Origin of the sequence: Streptomyces sp. SAI-135 (genome assembly GCF_029893805.1) — a bacterium.
Taxonomy (GTDB): domain Bacteria; phylum Actinomycetota; class Actinomycetes; order Streptomycetales; family Streptomycetaceae; genus Streptomyces.
Genome location: NZ_JARXYP010000002.1, coordinates 7,805,576 through 7,822,915 on the forward strand (window position 1 = coordinate 7,805,576; position 17,340 = coordinate 7,822,915).

At 71.7% G+C, this 17,340-nt stretch carries 15 protein-coding genes; 7 read left to right on the forward strand and 8 right to left on the reverse strand.

Features of this window, described 5'->3' with window-relative positions; all coding sequences use genetic code 11:
• Positions 1 to 4 precede the first annotated feature (4 nt).
• Complete coding sequence (locus M2163_RS39715) at positions 5 to 1,339, reverse strand: nucleotide sugar dehydrogenase (protein WP_280848066.1); 1,335 nt, start codon at positions 1,337 to 1,339, stop codon at positions 5 to 7.
• Between the two features lie 214 nt (positions 1,340 to 1,553).
• On the opposite strand from M2163_RS39715, the gene M2163_RS39720 reads away from it, so the two are divergent.
• A complete protein-coding gene (locus M2163_RS39720) occupies positions 1,554 to 3,377 on the forward strand; it encodes a glycoside hydrolase family 15 protein (protein ID WP_280848065.1) in 1,824 nt (607 codons plus the stop codon).
• Here M2163_RS39720 and galE read toward each other — a convergent pair.
• From galE to M2163_RS39740, 4 genes are all read right to left on the reverse strand, one after another.
• The gene (galE, locus tag M2163_RS39725) at positions 3,325 to 4,392 is read right to left on the reverse strand and encodes a UDP-glucose 4-epimerase GalE (protein WP_280896420.1); all 1,068 of its coding nucleotides are present in this window, start codon (positions 4,390 to 4,392) and stop codon (positions 3,325 to 3,327) included. The two genes, M2163_RS39720 and galE, sit on opposite strands and share 53 nt — an antisense overlap.
• A gap of 130 nt (positions 4,393 to 4,522) precedes the next feature.
• On the reverse strand, positions 4,523 to 5,308 hold the full coding sequence (locus tag M2163_RS39730; RefSeq protein WP_280848063.1) for a GntR family transcriptional regulator: 786 nt from the start codon (positions 5,306 to 5,308) through the stop codon (positions 4,523 to 4,525).
• Between the two features lie 29 nt (positions 5,309 to 5,337).
• Complete coding sequence (gene iolD / locus M2163_RS39735; RefSeq protein WP_280896421.1) at positions 5,338 to 7,212, reverse strand: 3D-(3,5/4)-trihydroxycyclohexane-1,2-dione acylhydrolase (decyclizing); 1,875 nt, start codon at positions 7,210 to 7,212, stop codon at positions 5,338 to 5,340.
• 109 nt (positions 7,213 to 7,321) lie between these two features.
• On the reverse strand, positions 7,322 to 7,561 hold the full coding sequence (locus tag M2163_RS39740; protein ID WP_280896422.1) for a hypothetical protein: 240 nt from the start codon (positions 7,559 to 7,561) through the stop codon (positions 7,322 to 7,324).
• Between the two features lie 257 nt (positions 7,562 to 7,818).
• Here M2163_RS39740 and M2163_RS39745 point away from each other — a divergent pair, with 257 nt between their 5' ends.
• The 6 genes from M2163_RS39745 (at position 7,819) to M2163_RS39770 (ending at position 13,865) form a co-directional block, all read left to right on the forward strand.
• A complete protein-coding gene (locus M2163_RS39745; RefSeq protein WP_280848060.1) occupies positions 7,819 to 8,838 on the forward strand; it encodes a sugar ABC transporter substrate-binding protein in 1,020 nt (339 codons plus the stop codon).
• A complete protein-coding gene (locus tag M2163_RS39750; protein WP_280896423.1) occupies positions 8,838 to 9,917 on the forward strand; it encodes an ABC transporter permease in 1,080 nt (359 codons plus the stop codon). The genes M2163_RS39745 and M2163_RS39750 overlap by 1 nt, the downstream gene beginning before the upstream one ends.
• 7 nt (positions 9,918 to 9,924) lie before the next feature.
• Positions 9,925 to 10,842: an ATP-binding cassette domain-containing protein gene (locus M2163_RS39755; protein ID WP_280896424.1), complete on the forward strand. Its 918-nt coding sequence runs from the start codon at positions 9,925 to 9,927 to the stop codon at positions 10,840 to 10,842.
• A gap of 1 nt (position 10,843) precedes the next feature.
• Positions 10,844 to 11,746, forward strand: a complete 903-nt coding sequence (locus tag M2163_RS39760; RefSeq protein WP_280896425.1) for a sugar phosphate isomerase/epimerase — start codon at positions 10,844 to 10,846, stop codon at positions 11,744 to 11,746.
• Between the two features lie 10 nt (positions 11,747 to 11,756).
• Positions 11,757 to 12,776: a Gfo/Idh/MocA family oxidoreductase gene (locus M2163_RS39765; RefSeq protein ID WP_280896426.1), complete on the forward strand. Its 1,020-nt coding sequence runs from the start codon at positions 11,757 to 11,759 to the stop codon at positions 12,774 to 12,776.
• 132 nt (positions 12,777 to 12,908) lie between these two features.
• Positions 12,909 to 13,865 (forward strand): tetratricopeptide repeat protein, encoded by a 957-nt coding sequence (locus M2163_RS39770; protein WP_280896427.1) that lies wholly within the window; start codon positions 12,909 to 12,911, stop codon positions 13,863 to 13,865.
• On the opposite strand, the gene M2163_RS39775 is transcribed toward M2163_RS39770, so the two are convergent.
• From M2163_RS39775 to M2163_RS39785, 3 genes are all read right to left on the reverse strand, one after another.
• Positions 13,862 to 14,863 carry a Gfo/Idh/MocA family oxidoreductase gene (locus tag M2163_RS39775; protein WP_280896428.1) on the reverse strand — a complete coding sequence of 334 codons (1,002 nt, stop codon included), beginning with the start codon at positions 14,861 to 14,863 and terminating at the stop codon, positions 13,862 to 13,864. The genes M2163_RS39770 and M2163_RS39775 overlap by 4 nt on opposite strands.
• Positions 14,860 to 16,182, reverse strand: a complete 1,323-nt coding sequence (locus M2163_RS39780; RefSeq protein ID WP_280896429.1) for an FAD-dependent oxidoreductase — start codon at positions 16,180 to 16,182, stop codon at positions 14,860 to 14,862. Before M2163_RS39780 ends, M2163_RS39775 begins: the two co-directional genes overlap by 4 nt.
• Before the next feature lie 136 nt (positions 16,183 to 16,318).
• Positions 16,319 to 17,323, reverse strand: a complete 1,005-nt coding sequence (locus M2163_RS39785) for a Gfo/Idh/MocA family oxidoreductase (RefSeq protein WP_280848052.1) — start codon at positions 17,321 to 17,323, stop codon at positions 16,319 to 16,321.
• Positions 17,324 to 17,340 lie beyond the last annotated feature (17 nt).

Below are 17,340 nucleotides of genomic sequence, written 5' to 3' on the forward strand. Positions count from 1 at the left end.
GCGTTCACAGGACCGCCTTGGCCTTGAGCGGTCCGAGACTGTAGGTGGCGTCCAGCACGGCCGGCTGATCGGCGAGCCATTCCAGTTCGGTGCCGGGCTGCACGGTGTGCACCACGACCAGGTCCCACTGCTCCGCCTCCGGCTCGGTGACACCGGCGAAGAGGTCGGGGCCGAGCTTGAGCGTGGTGATCAGCGGATCCGTGAAGTGCACCTTGGCGCCTTCGTCGGCCAGCTCCGCCAGGATCTCCAGGGCAGGCGACTCGCGCAGGTCCGCGACGCCCGACTTGTAGGTGACGCCCACGATCAGGATCCGGGCGCCCGCGGTGCTGGTGCCCCGATCGGCGAGGACGTCGTGCACGCGCCGCACCACCTGTCGCGGCCGGGCCGCGATCGCGGACATGGCTGTTTCGACGAGCGGGGAGGTGACGCGCAGCGCCCGCAACTGCCAGAGCAGGTAGTGCGGATCGCAGGGGATGCAGTGGCCGCCCACGCCCGGCCCGGGGTAGTGCGCCACGAAGCCGTAGGGCTTGGTCGCCGCCGCCTCGATGATCGGCTGTGGCTGCAGGCCGAGAGCCCGGCAGTCCTCGGCGAACTCGTTGGCCAGTGCGAGGTTGACGGCCCGGAACGTGTTCTCCCACAGCTTGGTCATCTCGGCTTCCTCGGTCGAGGGGAGCACGTGCACGGCGGGGGCGGTCCGGTGCAGCACGGCCGCGGCCAGGCTGGTGCTCAGCTCGCCCATGCCGCCGACCACGCGGGTGGTGCGGTTGTGCGGGTGTTCGGCACGGCCTGGGTCGATGCGCTCGGGCGAGAACGCCACGAACACGTCGCTGCCGACCTGGAACCCTCGCTCGGTCAGCGGCTGCGCCAGCAGATCCCGGGTGGCGCCCACGTAGGTGGTGGAGGTGAGGATCAGCAGCTGACCGGGCACGGCGTGCTCGACCACCGAGGCGCAGGCCGCGGAGAGTGCGTCAAGGTCGGGTACGAGGTGGCGGTCGATCGGGGTGGGCACGCAGATCACGACGGTACGGGCCCGGGCGATCGCGGCGTGGTCCGACGTGATGGTGAACCGCGGGTCGTCCACGTACGCGGCGAGGCGCTGGTGGTCGGCGGGCAGCAGATCCACCTCTTGGCGGCGGATGGCCTCCAGCCGGTTCTCGCTGAGGTCGATGCCGATGACCTCGTTGCCTGCTGCGAGCAGGGCCAGGCTGGTGGGCAGGCCGACGTACCCGAGGCCGACGACAGCGACGGGTGCCGCGGCGTGGTCGATCTGTGCGGACTTGTGGCCGTTGCCGACATCAGGGACCCGCTGGGCGCTCTGCGGGACAGGAAGTTGAGGCATCGGTGCTCACCCGGCCTGGAGAGTGGATGGATGTATCCTGATGATGTATGTTTACAGCGTATATGTCCATATTGGCACCGCGTGAACGGGGGGTCAAGGGGTGGACGGCCTGCCGGTACGGAAGCGGTCGAGCCCGGCGTTGACTCGCGCGTCCCCTCGTGTGACGATATTCGTATACGACGTAAATATACGGCTTAACGCCCGTGGGGCGATCATGAGTGCTCCCATTGAGGACTACGCCCTCATCAGTGACCTGGAAACGGCCGCCATGGTCGGCAGGGACGGCTCCGTCGACTGGCTGTGCCTGCCCCGTTTCGACTCGCCGGCCTGTCTGGCCGCGCTGCTCGGCACGCTTGACAACGGGTTCTGGCGGGTCGCCCCCGTCGCCCCCGTCGCATGCGCACAGCGGGCCTACCGGCCGGACACGCTGGTTCTGGACACGCGGTGGGAGACCCCGACCGGGACCGTGCGGGTCATCGACTTCATGCCGCCCCGGGCCCAACTTCCCTGCGTCGTGCGGGTGATCGAAGGGCTCTCGGGCGCCGTACCCATGCGCAGCGAGCTGCGACTGCGCTTCCATCAGGGCCGGGTGGTGCCCTGGATCCGGGCCGTCGACCGGTGTGCGGTGGCGGTCGCCGGCCCGGACGCCGTCTGGCTGGACGCCGACGGCCCGGTGTCGGCGCTCGACCGCGAGGACTCCACTCTGTACGACTTCACGGTCCCGGCGGGACGGCGGCTGGCGCTGACGCTGGCCTGGTCGCCCTCCCATGTGCCGCAGACGCCTGCGCCGCTGAGCGTTCCGGCCGAGACCCTGCTGAAGGAGACCGGTGACTTCTGGCGGCGCTGGAGCGCCCGGTGCCGCTACGAGGGACCCTGGCAGGACGCCGTCGTACGCTCCCTGATCACCCTGAAGGCGCTCACCTACGCACCCACGGGTGGCGTCGTCGCCGCCCCCACGACGTCATTGCCCGGATGCATCGGCGGCGAACGCAACTGGGACCACCGCTACTGCTGGCTGCGCGACTCCACCCTGACCCTGTCCTGTCTGCTGCGCAGCGGTTACCGCGACGAGGCGGCGGCCTGGGTGGACTGGCTGGTGCGGGCGATCGCGGGCGATCCCACCGACCTGCAGACCGTGTACGGCGTGGGCGGGCAGCGGCTGTTGCCGGAGACCGAGGCGCCCTGGCTGCTCGGCTACGAGGGGTCGCGGCCGGTCCGGTTCGGCAACTCCGCGGCGGGCCAGTTCCAGTTGGACGTCTACGGTGAGGTCCTGGACGCCCTCTGCCTGTCGCTGCGGGCCGGGATCCCCATGCCGGCCCATGTGTGGAGCCTGGTGGAAGCGATGATGGGCTATCTGCAGCGGCACTGGCGGGAGCCGGACCACGGGCTGTGGCAGGTGCGCGGGCGGGGACGGCAGTTCGTCCACTCGAAGGTCATGGCCTGGGTGGCTGCCGACCGGGCGGTGCGGATGGGGGAGTTGCTCGGCCGCAACGGCTCTTCCGGCCAATGGCGTGCCATGCGGGACGAGGTGCACCGTCAGGTGTGCCGGGAGGGCTGGGACGCGCACCAGCAGTCGTTCGTGCAGTCCTACGGCTCCACGGCTCTCGACGCCTCCGCGCTGTTGATGCCGCGCCTCGGCTTCCTGCCGGCTCGGGACGAGCGCGTGCGCGGCACGGTCCGCGCCATGCGGGGCCTGGACCACGGCGGCTTCGTACGGCGGTACGCGGCGAGCGGCGACGGCGTCCACGCGGTGGACGGCGTGAGGGGATCGGAAGGAGCCTTCGTGGCGTGCTCCCTCTGGTACGCCGACGCCCTCGCCGGGACCGGGCGTGCGGAACAGGCCCGGGAGGTCTTCGAGCGCGTGCTCGCCACCCGCAACGACGTCGGCCTGCTGGCCGAACAGTGGGCCCCGGACACCGGCCGTCAACTGGGCAACGCACCGCAGGCGTCCAGTCACATCGCCCTGGTCGAGACGGCGTTCGCCCTCAGCCCTTCGAGTCCGGGCCCTGCATCGCGCCACCACGGCCGTGCAGGTTGAGGTGCTCGAAGCGCCAGACGTCCTGGCACATGTCGGCGAGGTCGTGCGTGGCATGCCAGCCCCAGTCGCGCGCCACCGCGCTCGCGTCGGCGACCAGTGCGGCCACATCGCCCGGACGGCGGGGCCCGATCTCGTACGGGATGGTCCGGCCGCATGCCTCGGCGAACGCGGCGACGACCTCCAGTACCGAACTGCCCCTGCCGACGCCCAGGTTGTACACGTGCATGCCGGGTGAGTCGGCGAGGTGGTCGAGCGCGACGCGGTGCGCCTCGACCGTGTCCATGACGTGGAGGTAGTCCCGGATCGCGGTCCCGTCGGGCGTGGGGTAGTCGCCACCGAACACCCGGAGCCGTTCGCGCCGGCCGGCGGCCACCTGGGCCAGGTACGGCATCAGGTCGTGGGGGTCGCCGAGGGGCTCGGGGCCGAGCAGTCCGCTGGGATGGGCGCCCGCCGGGCTGGAGTACCGCAGGGACAGCACGGTGTACTCGGGGCGCCGTCGGCACACGTCGGCGAGGATCTGTTCGCAGGCCCACTTGGAGGCCGCGTAGGGGGTGGTCGGCCGGGCCGGGGTGGCCTCGTCGAGCGGGCCCCGTCCGGCGTCGCCGTAGACCGCGCAGGACGACGAGTAGACGAGCCGGTGCACCCCGTGTTCGTGCATGGTCCGCAGCAGGGACATCGTGCCGCCGACGTTGGTGTCGTAGTACTCGACGGGCATCCGGGTCGACGCGCCCACGGCCCGCACACCGGCGCAGTGCACGACGGCGTCCAGGGCATGCCGGTCGAAGACGGCCGACAGGGCGCGCTGGTCACGGATGTCCAGCTCGTAGACGGCGCCGACGAAGCGGCCGGCGATCCGCTCCACCCGCGTCAGCGCCTGGGGCGTGCTGTTGGAGTAGTTGTCGACCACGATCACCTCGTAGCCGTGGTCGAGGAGTTCCACACAGGTGTGCCCACCGAGGAAACCGGCCCCGCCGGTGACGAGGACGGTCGACGGCAGTGGCTCACTGCGTGCCATTCCAGGACGCTCCCGCGTGTGCGAACGTCGTATGTTTACGGCGTATACCCACGACCTTCTCTCTGTGCGCCCGCCGAAGTCAAGTGGTGTGGCGTGCCGTCCGCGGCCGGGCGCCAGTGGGGCGGCCGGTTCAGGCCCTGACCAGCAGCTGGAAGTCGAACGCGTACCGTGACGCGCGGTAGATGTGGCTGCCGTACTCGACCGGGCGGCCGGTGTCGTCGTAGGCCGTGCGTTGCATGGTCAGGACCGCCGCGCCCGCCCGTTCGTCGAGGCGGGCGGCCTCCTCGGCGGTGGCGGAGCGGGCGCCGATGGTCTGGCGGGCGCTGTGCAGGGTGATGCCGGCGGTGCGCAGCATGCGGTAGAGGCCGGTGGACTCCAGACGGGTGCTGTCGAGGTCGAGCAGGTCGGGGGGCAGGTGGTTGCTGAGGAGGGCCACCGGCTGTCCGTGGGTCAGGCGCAGCCGCTCCAGCACCGTGACCGGGCCGCCCTCCGGGAGGGACAGCGCGGCCGCCACGTCGGCCGGCGCCGGCACGGTCTCGTTGCGCACGACCCGCGTCGCCGGGCCCTGACCGGCCGCCTCCAGGTCGTCGTAGAGGCTGCTGAGCTCCAGGGGGCGCTTGACCTGGCTGTGCACCACCTGCGTGCCCACCCCGCGGCGGCGGACCAGCAGGCCCTTGTCCACCAGGGTCTGGATGGCCTGGCGGACGGTCGGGCGGGACAGGCCGAGGCGGACGGAGAGGTCGATCTCGTTGCCCAGGTGGTTTCCCGGGGCGAGCACGCCGTGTTCGATCGCCGCCTCCAGCTGCCGGGCGAGCTGGTAGTACAGCGGCACCGGACTGCCCCGGTCCAGGGCGAAGTCCAGGCAGTCGAGCGCGGGGGTGGTCGCGGCACGTGACGTGCCGCGGGGCTTCGCCATTCCATTGCCTCCCTCGGGGAGCGGGGCCGTCACAGGTGGGTGCGGCGTGCGGACGCCTGGCGGTCGTACTCCGTCCGCGCCTGCACGGCGGCCGTGCGGGACGCCGTCTGGGCCACCGGCACGTCCCACCAGGCCTCCGCCGGGGGAGCGGCCGGGTTCGCGGTGTCCGTCTCGACGTAGACGCAGGTGGGGCGGTCCGAGGCGCGGGCCGCGGCCAGGGCCTCGCGCAGCTCCCGGACCGTCTTGGCGCGCAGCACGTCCATGCCGAGGCTCGCCGCGTTGGCGGCCAGGTCGACCGGGAGCGGGGCCCCGCTGAAGGTGCCGTCGGCGGCCCGGTAGCGGTACGCCGTGCCGAACCGCTCGCCGCCCACCGACTCGGACAGACCGCCGATCGAGGCGTAGCCGTGGTTCTGGATGAGGACCACGTTGATCGGCAGGCCCTCCTGGACCGCGGTGACCAGCTCCGTCGGCATCATCAGGTATGTGCCGTCGCCGACCAGCGCCCACACCGGGGTGTCCGGGGTGGCCTGCTGGACGCCGATCGCCGCCGGGATCTCGTAGCCCATGCAGGAGTAGCCGTACTCCAGGTGGTACTGGCGCGGGCTGCGGGCCCGCCACAGCTTGTGCAGGTCGCCGGGGAGCGAGCCGGCCGCGTTGATCACCACGTCCTCGTCGCCCACGACCGCGTCCAGCGCGCCGAGCAGCTGGGTCTGGGTCGGTACGGCGCTCTCGTCGGCGGCGCTGTAGGCCCGGTCCACCACCTGGTCCCAGCGCTCCTTGCCGACGCCGTACCCGGCCTCGTAGGCCGTCTCGACGCGGTGGCCCGCCAGCGCGGAGGCGAGCGCCTCCAGCCCCGCCCGCGCATCGCACACGACGGTCCGTGCGGCCAGCTTGTGGGCGTCGAAGGCGGTGATGTTGAGGTTGAGGAAGCGGACGTCCGGGTCCTGGAAGAGGGTGCCGGAGGCCGTGGTGAAGTCGGAGTAGCGGGTGCCCACGCCGATGACGAGGTCCGCGGTGCGCGCCAGGTCGTCGGCGACCGCCGTGCCGGTGTGGCCGATGCCGCCCACGTCGGCGGGGTGGTCGTGGCGCAGCGAGCCCTTGCCCGCCTGGGTGGCGGCGACCGGGATGCCGGTGGCGTCCACCAGTGCCTTCAGCGCCTGTTCGGCCTCGCTGTGGTGGACTCCGCCACCCGCCACGATCAGGGGGCGGCGGGCGGACCGGATCGCTTCGGCCGCCTCCGCCAGCTCCACCGGGTCCGGCGCGGGCCGCCGTACCCGCCACACCCGCTCGGCGAAGAACTCCTCGGGCCAGTCGTGCGCCTGCGCCTGCACGTCCTGGGGGAGGGCGAGGGTGACCGCGCCGGTCTCGGCCGGGTCCGACAGGACGCGCATGGCCTGGAGGGCGGAGGGGACGAGGGCCTCGGGGCGGTGGATGCGGTCGAAGTACCGGGAGACCGGGCGCAGGGTGTCGTTCACCGACACGTCCGCCTCGGTGGGGTGCTCCAGCTGCTGGAGGAGCGGGTCGGCGGCGCGGGTGGCGAAGTAGTCGCCGGGCAGGAGCAGGACCGGCAGACGGTTGATCGTCGCCAGGGCCGCGCCGGTGACCAGGTTCGTGGCGCCCGGGCCGATCGACGTGGTGACCGCCTGGGCCGACAGGCGGTTGAGCTGGCGGGCGTGGCCGACGGCCGCGTGGACCATCGCCTGCTCGTTGCGGCCCTGGTGGAAGGGCATGGCGTCCTCGCCCGCCTCCAGGAGGGCCTGCCCGATCCCCGCCACGTTGCCGTGGCCGAAGATGCCCCAGGTCCCGGCGATCAGCCGGTGCCGTACGCCGTCGCGCTCCGTGTACTGGACGGACAGGAACCGCACCAGGGCCTGGGCGACGGTCAGACGGGTGGTGGTGCTCATCAGGGCTGCTCCGGTGCGGTGTGGGGCGGGTGCGGGGAGGTCGGACGGCGCCGCGGCGGGGCCGGTCGGGCGGGTGGCCCCTGGGGGAAGCCGTCGGCGGTGCGGACGGTCACGCCGGACGCCGACGGTGCCCGGCGAAGACGCCGGGTTCCGTGAGGGTCTGGTGGAGACGGGCGCCGAAGGAGCCGGCTCCGACACGGGCGGCGACCGCGACGTGGGCGGCATCACCACTGACGGACCCCGTGAAGGAGCGGGTCCGGGCCGGCGGTGCCCCCGACCGCAGCGGGTGGAGATCAATTCCGATACGGCCCATACTGATCACGTCGAACTGCTGCACTGGCTCGACCATGCGCGACGCTCCTCGATCCGGGCTGGGGACGCGGGGCCCTCCGGGCCGTTGCCTCCCAGGTGTAGGACTTGAAGGGCGACGCTGTCAATAGTTTGTACTTACATTCGGACCTGAGCGTGAAATGATGTCTTAACAAAGTATTGACAGCGGCCGCGCCAGGGGAGTTGGATCCCGTCCCAACGCAAGTTGGCGCGTTTTCACAGATCCCGCCCCCTTTCCCGACGTTCTCCCCGTCGCACAGTGAGGTGCAAGGAAAGATGGACCGCTCTTCTCTCTCCCGTTCGCGGAGATTCGCTCCCGCCGTGGCCCTGGCTGCGGCCGCGGCCCTGACGCTCGCCGGCTGCTCCAGCAGCTCGGGCGGCAAGAAGTCCGAGGAGAGCGCGGACGGCGCCTCCGCGGGCAAGGCCACCACGCCCCGGATGACCATCGCGCTGGTCACCCACCAGTCGCCCGGTGACACCTTCTGGGACATCGTCCGCAAGGGCGCCCAGGCCGCCGCCGCCAAGGACAACGTCAAGCTGGTCTACTCAGCCGACCCGAGCGCGGCCAACCAGGCCAACCTGGTCCAGAACGCGATCGACCAGAAGGTCGACGGCATCGCGATCACCCTCGCCAAGCCGGACGCCCTCAAGGACGTCGTGGCCAAGGCGAAGAAGGCCGGGATACCCGTCGTCGGCCTGAACTCCGGCGTCAGCGAGTGGCAGAAGCTCGGTCTGATGGAGTTCTTCGGCCAGGACGAGACCGTCGCCGGCGAGGCGCTCGGCAAGCGGCTGAACGAGGAGGGCGCCAAGAGTGCCGTCTGTGTCATCCAGGAGCAGGGCAACATCGGCCTCACCCAGCGCTGCGACGGTGTGAAGAAGACCTTCACCGGCAAGCTCCAGACGCTCAACGTCAACGGCACCGACATGCCGTCCGTGAAGTCGACGATCACCGCCAAGCTGTCCCAGGACAAGTCCATCGACTACGTCGTCGCCCTCGGTGCGCCCTTCGCGTTGACCGCGACCCAGTCGGTGACCGACGCGGGCAGCAAGGCCAAGGTGGCCACGTTCGACCTCAACAAGGACCTGACGGGCGCCATCAGCAAGGGCACCATCCAGTTCGCCGTCGACCAGCAGCCCTACCTCCAGGGCTACCTGGCGATCGACTCGCTGTGGCTGTACAAGAACAACGGCAACTACATGGGCGGCGGCGAGCAGCCGGTGCTCACCGGTCCGGCCTTCGTCGACAAGTCCAACGTCGAGACCGTGGCCCAGTACGCCGCGAAGGGCACCAGGTGATGGGGATGACCCAGCACGCCGAGCCGGCGGTGACCACACCGCCGGCCCCCGGCCCCAGCAAGGTCAAGGACGGCCGGACCTCGGAACGACCGCTTGCCCTCAGGCTGTTGGCGCGCCCCGACGTGGGTGTGTTCCTGGGCGCGGTGGCGGTGTGGGTGTTCTTCCTGATCGCTGCTCCGCCGGTGCGCGAGGGCAGTGCGATGGCGAACATCCTCTACCAGTCGTCCACGATCGGGATCATGGCGCTGCCGGTCGCCCTGCTGATGATCGGCGGGGAGTTCGACCTGTCGGCGGGTGTCGCGGTGATCACCTCGGCGCTGACCGCGAGCATGTTCGCCTTCCAGCTCACGCTGAACGTGTGGGCGGGCATCTTCGTCGCCCTGCTGGTGTCGCTGGCGATCGGGTTCCTCAACGGCTGGCTGGTCGTCAAGACCGGTCTGCCCAGCTTCCTGATCACCCTGGGCACCTTCCTGATCCTCCAGGGTGTGAACCTGGCGGTGACCAAGCTGGTCACCGGGAACGTCGCCACCGACGACATCTCCAACATGGACGGCTTCGACCAGGCCAAGAAGGTCTTCGCGAACTCCTTCGAAGTGGCCGGCGTCCAGATCAAGATCACAATCGTGTACTGGCTGGTCTTCGCCGCGCTGGCGACCTGGGTGCTGCTGCGCACCAAGTACGGCAACTGGATCTTCGCGGTGGGCGGCAACAAGGACTCCGCCCGGGCCGTGGGTGTCCCGGTCAACTTCACGAAGATCAGCCTGTTCATGCTGGTGGGCTTCGCGGCCTGGTTCGTCGGCATGCACAACCTGTTCTCCTTCAACACCGTGCAGTCCGGCGAGGGCGTGGGCCAGGAGCTCATCTACATCTCGGCCGCGGTGATCGGCGGCTGTCTGCTGACCGGCGGCGCGGGCAGCGCGATCGGCCCGGTGTTCGGGGCGTTCATGTTCGGCATGGTCCAGCAGGGCATCGTCTACGCCAACTGGAACCCGGACTGGTTCAAGGCCTTCCTCGGCGTGATGCTGCTGGGCGCCGTCATGATCAATCTGTGGGTCAGCCGCACCGCGACCCGGAGGTAACTGCGCTATGACCACTGAAGAGACCGGCACCCACGGCGCGATCCTCGCCGACACCCCCGAGACCGCCGGCACGGACGGGGTGATCGTCGAACTGCGCAACGCGGGCAAGTCCTACGGCAACATCCGCGCCCTGCACGGGGTGAGCCTCCAGGTCCGCCCGAGCCAGGTCACCTGCGTGCTCGGCGACAACGGCGCCGGCAAGTCCACCCTCATCAAGATCATCTCGGGTCTGCACCAGCACACCGAGGGCGAGTTCCTCGTCGACGGGCAGCCCGTACGCTTCACCACCCCGCGCGAGGCGCTGGACAAGGGCATCGCGACGGTCTACCAGGACCTGGCCGTGGTCCCCCTGATGCCGGTGTGGCGCAACTTCTTCCTCGGCTCCGAGATGACCAAGGGCCGCTGGCCGCTGCGCCGCCTGGACATCGAGAGGATGAAGCAGACCGCCGACCACGAACTGCGCGAGATGGGCATCGTCCTGGACGATCTCGAACAGCCCATCGGCACCCTCTCCGGCGGCCAGCGCCAGTGCGTGGCCATCGCCCGCGCCGTCTACTTCGGCGCCCGCGTGCTGATCCTGGACGAGCCCACCGCGGCGCTGGGTGTCAAGCAGTCCGGTGTGGTGCTCAAGTACGTGGCCGCCGCCCGCGACCGGGGACTCGGGGTCATCTTCATCACCCACAACCCGCACCACGCCTACATGGTCGGCGACCACTTCAGCGTGCTGCGCCTGGGCGCCATGGAGCTGTCCGCGGCCCGCGACCGGATCACCCTGGACGAACTCACCAACCACATGGCCGGCGGCGCCGAACTCGCCGCGCTCAAGCACGAGTTGTCCCAGGTCCGCGGCGTCGACACCGAAGCGCTCCCCGAGGAGCAGGACCTCACCGCGCCCGTCGCCTCCGGCGGCGAGGGAAAGTCCTGAGATGGCGGCCCCGCTCGACCGCATCCGCGTCGGTTCGGCCCCGGACTCCTGGGGCGTCTGGTTCCCCGACGACCCGGCCCAGGTGCCGTGGGAACGCTTCCTCGACGAGGTCGCCGAGGCGGGCTACTCCTGGATCGAGCTGGGGCCGTACGGCTATCTCCCGACCGACCCGGCCCGCCTGACCGACGAGATCGCCAGGCGCGACCTCAAGGTCTCGGCGGGCACGGTCTTCACCGGACTGCACCGCGGGCCCTCGGTGTGGGAGCCGACCTGGGAGCACGTCAGCCAGGTCGCCGCGCTCACCCAGGCGATGGGCGCGCGGCACCTGGTCGTCATCCCCTCCTTCTGGCGTGACGACAGGACGGCCGAGATCCTGGAGCCGCCGGAGCTCACCCACGAGCAGTGGGCCCACCTCACCAAGGGCATGGAGCGGCTCGGCCACGAGGTGAAGGAGGCGTACGGGCTCGACCTCGTGGTCCACCCGCACGCCGACACCCACCTCGACACCGAGGACCACGTCGAGCACTTCCTGGACTCGACGGACTCCGAACTCGTCAACCTCTGCCTGGACACGGGCCATTACGCCTACTGCGGCGGCGACAGCGTCAAGCTCATCGAGACGTACGGCGAGCGCATCGGCTATCTGCACCTCAAGCAGGTCGACCCGGAGATCCTCGCGGACGTCGTGCGCGACGGGGTGCCGTTCGGCCCGGCCGTCCAGCGCGGGGTGATGTGCGAACCTCCCTCCGGTGCACCGGAGTTGGAGCCGGTGCTGGTGGCCGCGCAGAAACTCGGCGTGGAGCTGTTCGCCATCGTCGAGCAGGACATGTACCCGTGCGAGCCGGACAAGCCGCTGCCGATCGCGGTGCGCACCCGGAAGTTCCTGAGGTCCTGCGGCGCCTGAAGGGAGGACCATGACCGAGCGAGCCACGCTGGGTGTCGCCGTCATCGGCACCGGCAAGATGGGCGCCGACCACGTCCGCCGAATCCACGAGGTCGTCAGCGGGGCCCGGGTGAGCGCCGTCGTGGACCTGGACGCGGAACGCGCCAAGCAGATCGCCGCCCGCATCGAGGGCTGCACCGCCTACACCGACCCGGCCTCCGCGATGGCGGCGGCCGACGTCGACGCCGTCCTGATCGCCTCACCGGGCCCCGCCCACGAGGCGGCACTGCTCCAGGCCTTCGAGCACGACCTGCCGGTGCTGTGCGAGAAACCGCTCACCCCCGACGCGGCCTCCGCGATACGGGTCGTGGAGGCCGAGCAGCGACTGGGGCACCGGCGTGCCCAGGTGGGGTTCATGCGGCGCTACGACGCCGAGTACATGAAACTCAAGTCGCTGCTGGAGACGGGCCAGTTGGGGCGGCCGCTGATGCTGCACAACCGGCACCGCAACGCCGCGAGCCCGCCCTTCTTCACCAGCTCCATGCTGATCAGCGACTCGGTGGCCCACGAGACCGACGTGACGCGCTGGCTGCTCGGGCACGAGATCACCGCGGTCACGGTGTGGCGGCCCACCCCGTCGGCGAACGCCCCGGACGACCTCCAGGACCCCCAGTTCGTCGTCTTCGAGACCGACGGCGGCGCCCTCTCCGACGTGGAGATCTTCGTCAACTGCGGCTTCGGCTACCAGGTCCAGGCCGAGGCGGTCTGCGAACGCGGTACCGCCCGCATCGGTGACGGGCACGCCATGGTCACCAACATGGCGGGACGCTGGGGCGGCACCATCGCCCAGGACTTCGTCGAACGCTTCGCCGACGCCTACGACCGCGAGGTGCAGGCCTGGGTCGACGCCACCCGCCGCGGCCAGGTCACCGGCCCCAGCGTGTGGGACGGCTACGCGGCGGCCGCGGTGTGCGAGGCCGGAGTACGGTCGCTGGACGAGGGCGGCCGGGTGCCGGTGGAACTCGTGGAACGGCCCGCGCTGTACGGCTGACTCCGTGCCGTGCGGGGGGAGTTCGACGAGATTCCCCCGTGCTCGCTACGTACCCGGTGAATCGCGGAAACGGCGCGACCCCTTGTGCCACCATGGCGCGGCTGTCCTCGGCGGGGCGGCGAGGGGGTGGTCATGGGACTCGTACGGATATTCCTGCCGTTGCCGCGCGCGGCGGCCCGACTGGCGCCGGAAAGGGGCGGACCGCTGCTCGGGGCGGCGCTGTCGTACTGCGTCACCCCCTCCTGGGCGGGACTGCGGTCGCCGTCGCCGGAGCGTCGGCTGGCCTGGGCCGACGAGGCGGCCGCGGTCTACCGCGGCACGGGCGACACGGAAGGGCTCGGCCGGGCCCTGGCGCTGCGCGCCCATGCGCTGCTGCTGTCCGGCCGGTACGAGGAGGCGTGCGCGGCCGCGGCCGACGTACCGGGCGAGGTGTCACCGGCGCCGGCCGCCTTCGCCGGGGACGTGCGGGCGCAGGCCCTCGCGGGCCTGGGGCGGACCGCGGAAGCCGTCCCGGCGGCCCGGTCGAGCGTGGCGGCCTACCGCCGCCTGCCCGCCCCCGACCGCAGGGACCGGGCGCTCGGCAGCCTGCCCGGCGCGCTGCGGACGTACGGGTGGCTCCTGGCCGCGACCGGCCGCACCGAGGAGTCCGTGGCCGTCTACGAGGAGTGCGCGGCGCGGCTGGCCGCCATGTCGCTGCGCGAGTTGGCGCACGTCGAGCTGGTGCGGCCGCAGGTGCTCGCCGAACTGGTCGGCGTGCTCCGGGCATCGGGACGGTACGAGGACGCGCTGGGCGTGGGCCCCGAGGCCCGGGAGGCACTGCGGGGCCCCCTCGCGTGGACCGTCCCCGAGATCGTGCTGCCCCTGCGGGTACGGCTCCTGATCGACCTCGCCCGCTGCCACACCGCCACCGGCGACCCGGCCGAGGCCGGCGCCTGTGCCGCGGCGGCGGTGGCCGAGGCCCGCAAGCCGCACGGCGCGGGCGAGTTGACCTCGGCCCTGGACTGCCTCGCCGACGTACTCGGCGAACTGGGCCGGACCGACAAGGAGTCCATCACCCGGCGCGAGGCGGCCGAGCTGCGCGGGACCTAGGACGTGCGCGGCCGCGGCTCGAAGCCCGCCGCCCGGTAGGCCTCGTCGATCAGCGTCATCGTCGACACGGCGTCGTCCGCGTCCAGCGGCAGCGGGGCACCTCCGCGCACCCGGTCCGCGAACGCCTCCAGCTGGTAGGTGTACGACGACCGGGTGCCGAGCCGCTCGGTGCGCTCGCCGGCCGCCGTGCGCACCACGACCCGGTCGTCCGTGTGCGGCAGCACGAAGTTCGGCGCGAGGACCTCCCCGTGCGAACCGATGATCCGGCAGCTCATCTCCAGCCGGTCGTACGCCATGTGGCAGCGCGCGGAGCCGGTCGCACCGCCCGGGAAGGCCAGGTCGGCGTCCAGCCACTCGTCGACGCCGGGGGCGCCCGCCCGCTCACCGCCCCGCGCGGACACCAGCCGGGGCGCGCCGCCCGCCCAGGGGGCCAGCATGCGCAGCGCGTGCAGGCTGTAGCAGCCGAGGTCCATCACCGCGCCGCCGGCCAGCGGCAGCGACCAGCGCGGGTCGGAGTCCGCCGGAGCCTGGATCGCGACCATGGCCTCGACGTGCCGCAGCTCGCCGATCTCCCCGCTCGCGAGGACCTCGTGCAGGCGCCGGGTGACCGGGTGGAACAGATAGTGGAAGGCCTCCATGAACACTGTCCCGGCCTTCGCGACGGCCTCCCGCACCTCCGCCGCCTCCTCGGCGTTGCTCGCCGACGGCTTCTCGCTCAGCACATGCTTGCCGGCCGCGAGCGCCGCGAGGTTCCACGGCCCGTGCAGCCCGTTGGCGAGCGGGTTGTAGACGACCTCGACCTCGGGGTCGGCGATCAGCTCGGCGTACGACCCCGCCACCCGCTCCACACCGTGCCCGGCCGCGTAGGCCTCGGCGCGGGCCCGGTCGCGCGCGGCCACCGCGACGACCCGGTGGCCGGTCGCCCGGGCCGGCCCGATCAGCGAGGACTCGCTGATCCGCGCGGCTCCCAGCACTCCGATGCGCAGCGGTTCGCTCATGTCTGCCGTTCCTCCTCGATCGTGGCGGGGCCGTCGTCCCGCCGGGTCAGTGTGCCCTGTGCGGGCGGGAAGTGGCGGCGCGCGAGGTCCTGGGCGTGGGCCACCGTGCACTCGACGAGTTCGAAGGCGGGCAGCCCGCCGACGAAGTAGGTGCGGTCCTGCCCTTGCAGCGCGTCGAGCCGGTCCAGTGCCCCGTCCCTGAGGTCGGCGCCGCCGAAGTGCGGCATGAACGCCCACTCGCGCCGCAGATGCACCTCCTCCAGCCGCCCGCCGAGGGCCGCCACGTCCTCGCTGAGCAGTGCGGTGACCTCACCGGGGCGGCCGTAGGAGTAGAAGGTCCGCACCTCGCTGCCCGGGTAGCGGTGGTGGTACGAGACGCAGTGGCCGGCCGTCTCGCGGCTCGTGGTGTGGGCGGCGAGGAAGTAGAACGCGTCCGAGGGGAGGCCGGACGCGGCGGCCAGGGTGGTGTGGTAGGCGTTGCTGCGGATCCGTGCGGCGAGGTCGCGCTCCTCGTCGGTGGCGTCCAGGACCGGCAGGATCCGGTCGAGCGCGACCGCCAGCACCACCTCGTCCGCCGCGACCGGGCCCGAGTCGGTGTGCAGCCGCACCCCGTCCGGGCGGCGCTCCACCGATGTCACCCGCACCCCGCACCGCACGTCCTTCAGCTCCTGCGCGACCCGCCGCCACAGCGTGGCGAACCCGCCCACGACGGTGAAGTCACCGGGGTGCCCGAGGAGTTCGGGGCCCGGGTCCAGCAGGCCGGTCATCTCCGCGTACTTCACGAAGTACAGCGCGGGAACGTCGTCGTCGAGGTGGCCGTAGCCGGCGGCCGTGTAGCCGGTGCCGAAGGACTCGGCCATGGAGTACAGGCCGTGGTCGGCGATCCACCGGCCGACGGGGGCGGCGAGGGCTCGCGCGGAGTGGGCGAGCCCGGGTTCGGCTATGCGGGGGAACTCCCGCTCGCGCAGGGCACGGTAGCGCTGGAGGGAGCCGTCGCGCAGGAACGCCATCGGCTGCCGCACGGCACGTCCCCGGGCGTCGAGGACGCGGTAGCGGCTCGTGCGCTCCGTCTCCACGTCCAGTTCGCCCAGCAACTCGGCCACCCGTGCGTACCTGTTGGTGCAGATGTGGCCGCCGAGGTCGAAGGCGTGCCCGTCCACGTGCACGCTCTGGCACTTCCCGGCCACCGTGTCCTGCTCCTCCAGCACGGTCACCCGGTGCCCGGCACGCTCCAGTTCGCGGGCGACGGCCAGGCCGCTCGGTCCCGCGCCCACGACGGCCACGGTTCGGGGGCCCGTACGGTCCGGTAACTCCTGCATGCTCGTGACTCCTGGGTCGGTCGGACGTGGGAGGCTCTCATCGTCGTACGGAGAGATCACGTGACCGTAAACGGGCGTCGCGGGCGGAGCGTTCACCCGCCGGGTCCCGGGCGCGGGCGCCCGGGACCCGGGGGACTCAGGCGGAGCGGACCTCGGCGATCGTCACCGGGCGGTGCTCGTGCAGGGACAGCGTGCACGCCTCGGCGATCCAGCCCGCCTCCAGCGCGTCCGCGACGGTGCACGGCGAGGGCCGGGTGCCGGCCACGACCTCGGTGAACGCGGTCAGTTCGGCGCGGTAGGCCGCGGTGAAGCGGTCCATGAAGAAGTCGTGCGGGGTGCCCGCGGGGAAGGTCACCCCGGGCTCGACCGAGCGCAGCGGCAGCTTGTCCTCCAGGCCCACGGCGATGGAGTCGGTGAAGCCGTGGATCTCCATGCGGACGTCGTAACCCCGGGCGTTGTGGCGGGAGTTGGAGACCACCGCGATCGTGCCGTCGTCGAGGGTGAGGATCGCGCCGGTGGTGTCGGCGTCGCCCGCCTCCTTGATGTAGTCGGCGCCGCGGTTGCCGCCCACGGCGTACACCTCGACGACCTCGCGGCCGGTCACCCAGCGGATGATGTCGAAGTCGTGCACCGAGCAGTCCCGGAAGATGCCCCCGGAGGCGGCGACGTACGCGGCCGGCGGCGGGGCCGGGTCAAGGGTGGTCGAGCGCACGGTGTGCAGCTTGCCCAGCTCACCCGACCGGACGGCGGCCCGCGCGTTCACGAAACCGGTGTCGAAGCGACGGTTGTAGCCGATCTGGATCGGTACGTCACTGCCCTGGACGGCCTTGAGGACCTCGACGCCCTCGCTCATGTGCTTGGCGACGGGCTTCTCGCAGAAGACGGGGATGCCGGCCTCGACACCGGCCAGGATCAGTCCGGGGTGGGCGTCCGTGGCGGCGGCGACCACGATGCCGTCCACGCCGGCGGCCAGCAGGGCCTCGGGCGAGTCCACGACCTCGCCGCCGAACCGGTCAGCGGCGGACTTGGCGGCCTCGGCGAAGGGGTCGGTGAGCACGAGGGAGTCGACCACGTCGAGTCCGGAGAGGGTCTCGGCGTGGAAGGCGCCGATGCGGCCGAGGCCGAGGATTCCGATGCGCATGGGGGTGCAGCTCCTTG

Bases quoted from the DNA above. Each gene is read 5' to 3' on its own strand.
- M2163_RS39715 (WP_280848066.1), bottom strand. From the start codon at position 1,339: ATGCCTCAACTTCCTGTCCCGCAGAGCGCCCAGCGGGTCCCTGATGTC.
- M2163_RS39720 (WP_280848065.1), top strand. From the start codon at position 1,554: ATGAGTGCTCCCATTGAGGACTACGCCCTCATCAGTGACCTGGAAACG.
- galE (WP_280896420.1), bottom strand. From the start codon at position 4,392: ATGGCACGCAGTGAGCCACTGCCGTCGACCGTCCTCGTCACCGGCGGG.
- M2163_RS39730 (WP_280848063.1), bottom strand. From the start codon at position 5,308: ATGGCGAAGCCCCGCGGCACGTCACGTGCCGCGACCACCCCCGCGCTC.
- iolD (WP_280896421.1), bottom strand. From the start codon at position 7,212: ATGAGCACCACCACCCGTCTGACCGTCGCCCAGGCCCTGGTGCGGTTC.
- M2163_RS39740 (WP_280896422.1), bottom strand. From the start codon at position 7,561: ATGGTCGAGCCAGTGCAGCAGTTCGACGTGATCAGTATGGGCCGTATC.
- M2163_RS39745 (WP_280848060.1), top strand. From the start codon at position 7,819: ATGGACCGCTCTTCTCTCTCCCGTTCGCGGAGATTCGCTCCCGCCGTG.
- M2163_RS39750 (WP_280896423.1), top strand. From the start codon at position 8,838: ATGGGGATGACCCAGCACGCCGAGCCGGCGGTGACCACACCGCCGGCC.
- M2163_RS39755 (WP_280896424.1), top strand. From the start codon at position 9,925: ATGACCACTGAAGAGACCGGCACCCACGGCGCGATCCTCGCCGACACC.
- M2163_RS39760 (WP_280896425.1), top strand. From the start codon at position 10,844: ATGGCGGCCCCGCTCGACCGCATCCGCGTCGGTTCGGCCCCGGACTCC.
- M2163_RS39765 (WP_280896426.1), top strand. From the start codon at position 11,757: ATGACCGAGCGAGCCACGCTGGGTGTCGCCGTCATCGGCACCGGCAAG.
- M2163_RS39770 (WP_280896427.1), top strand. From the start codon at position 12,909: ATGGGACTCGTACGGATATTCCTGCCGTTGCCGCGCGCGGCGGCCCGA.
- M2163_RS39775 (WP_280896428.1), bottom strand. From the start codon at position 14,863: ATGAGCGAACCGCTGCGCATCGGAGTGCTGGGAGCCGCGCGGATCAGC.
- M2163_RS39780 (WP_280896429.1), bottom strand. From the start codon at position 16,182: ATGCAGGAGTTACCGGACCGTACGGGCCCCCGAACCGTGGCCGTCGTG.
- M2163_RS39785 (WP_280848052.1), bottom strand. From the start codon at position 17,323: ATGCGCATCGGAATCCTCGGCCTCGGCCGCATCGGCGCCTTCCACGCC.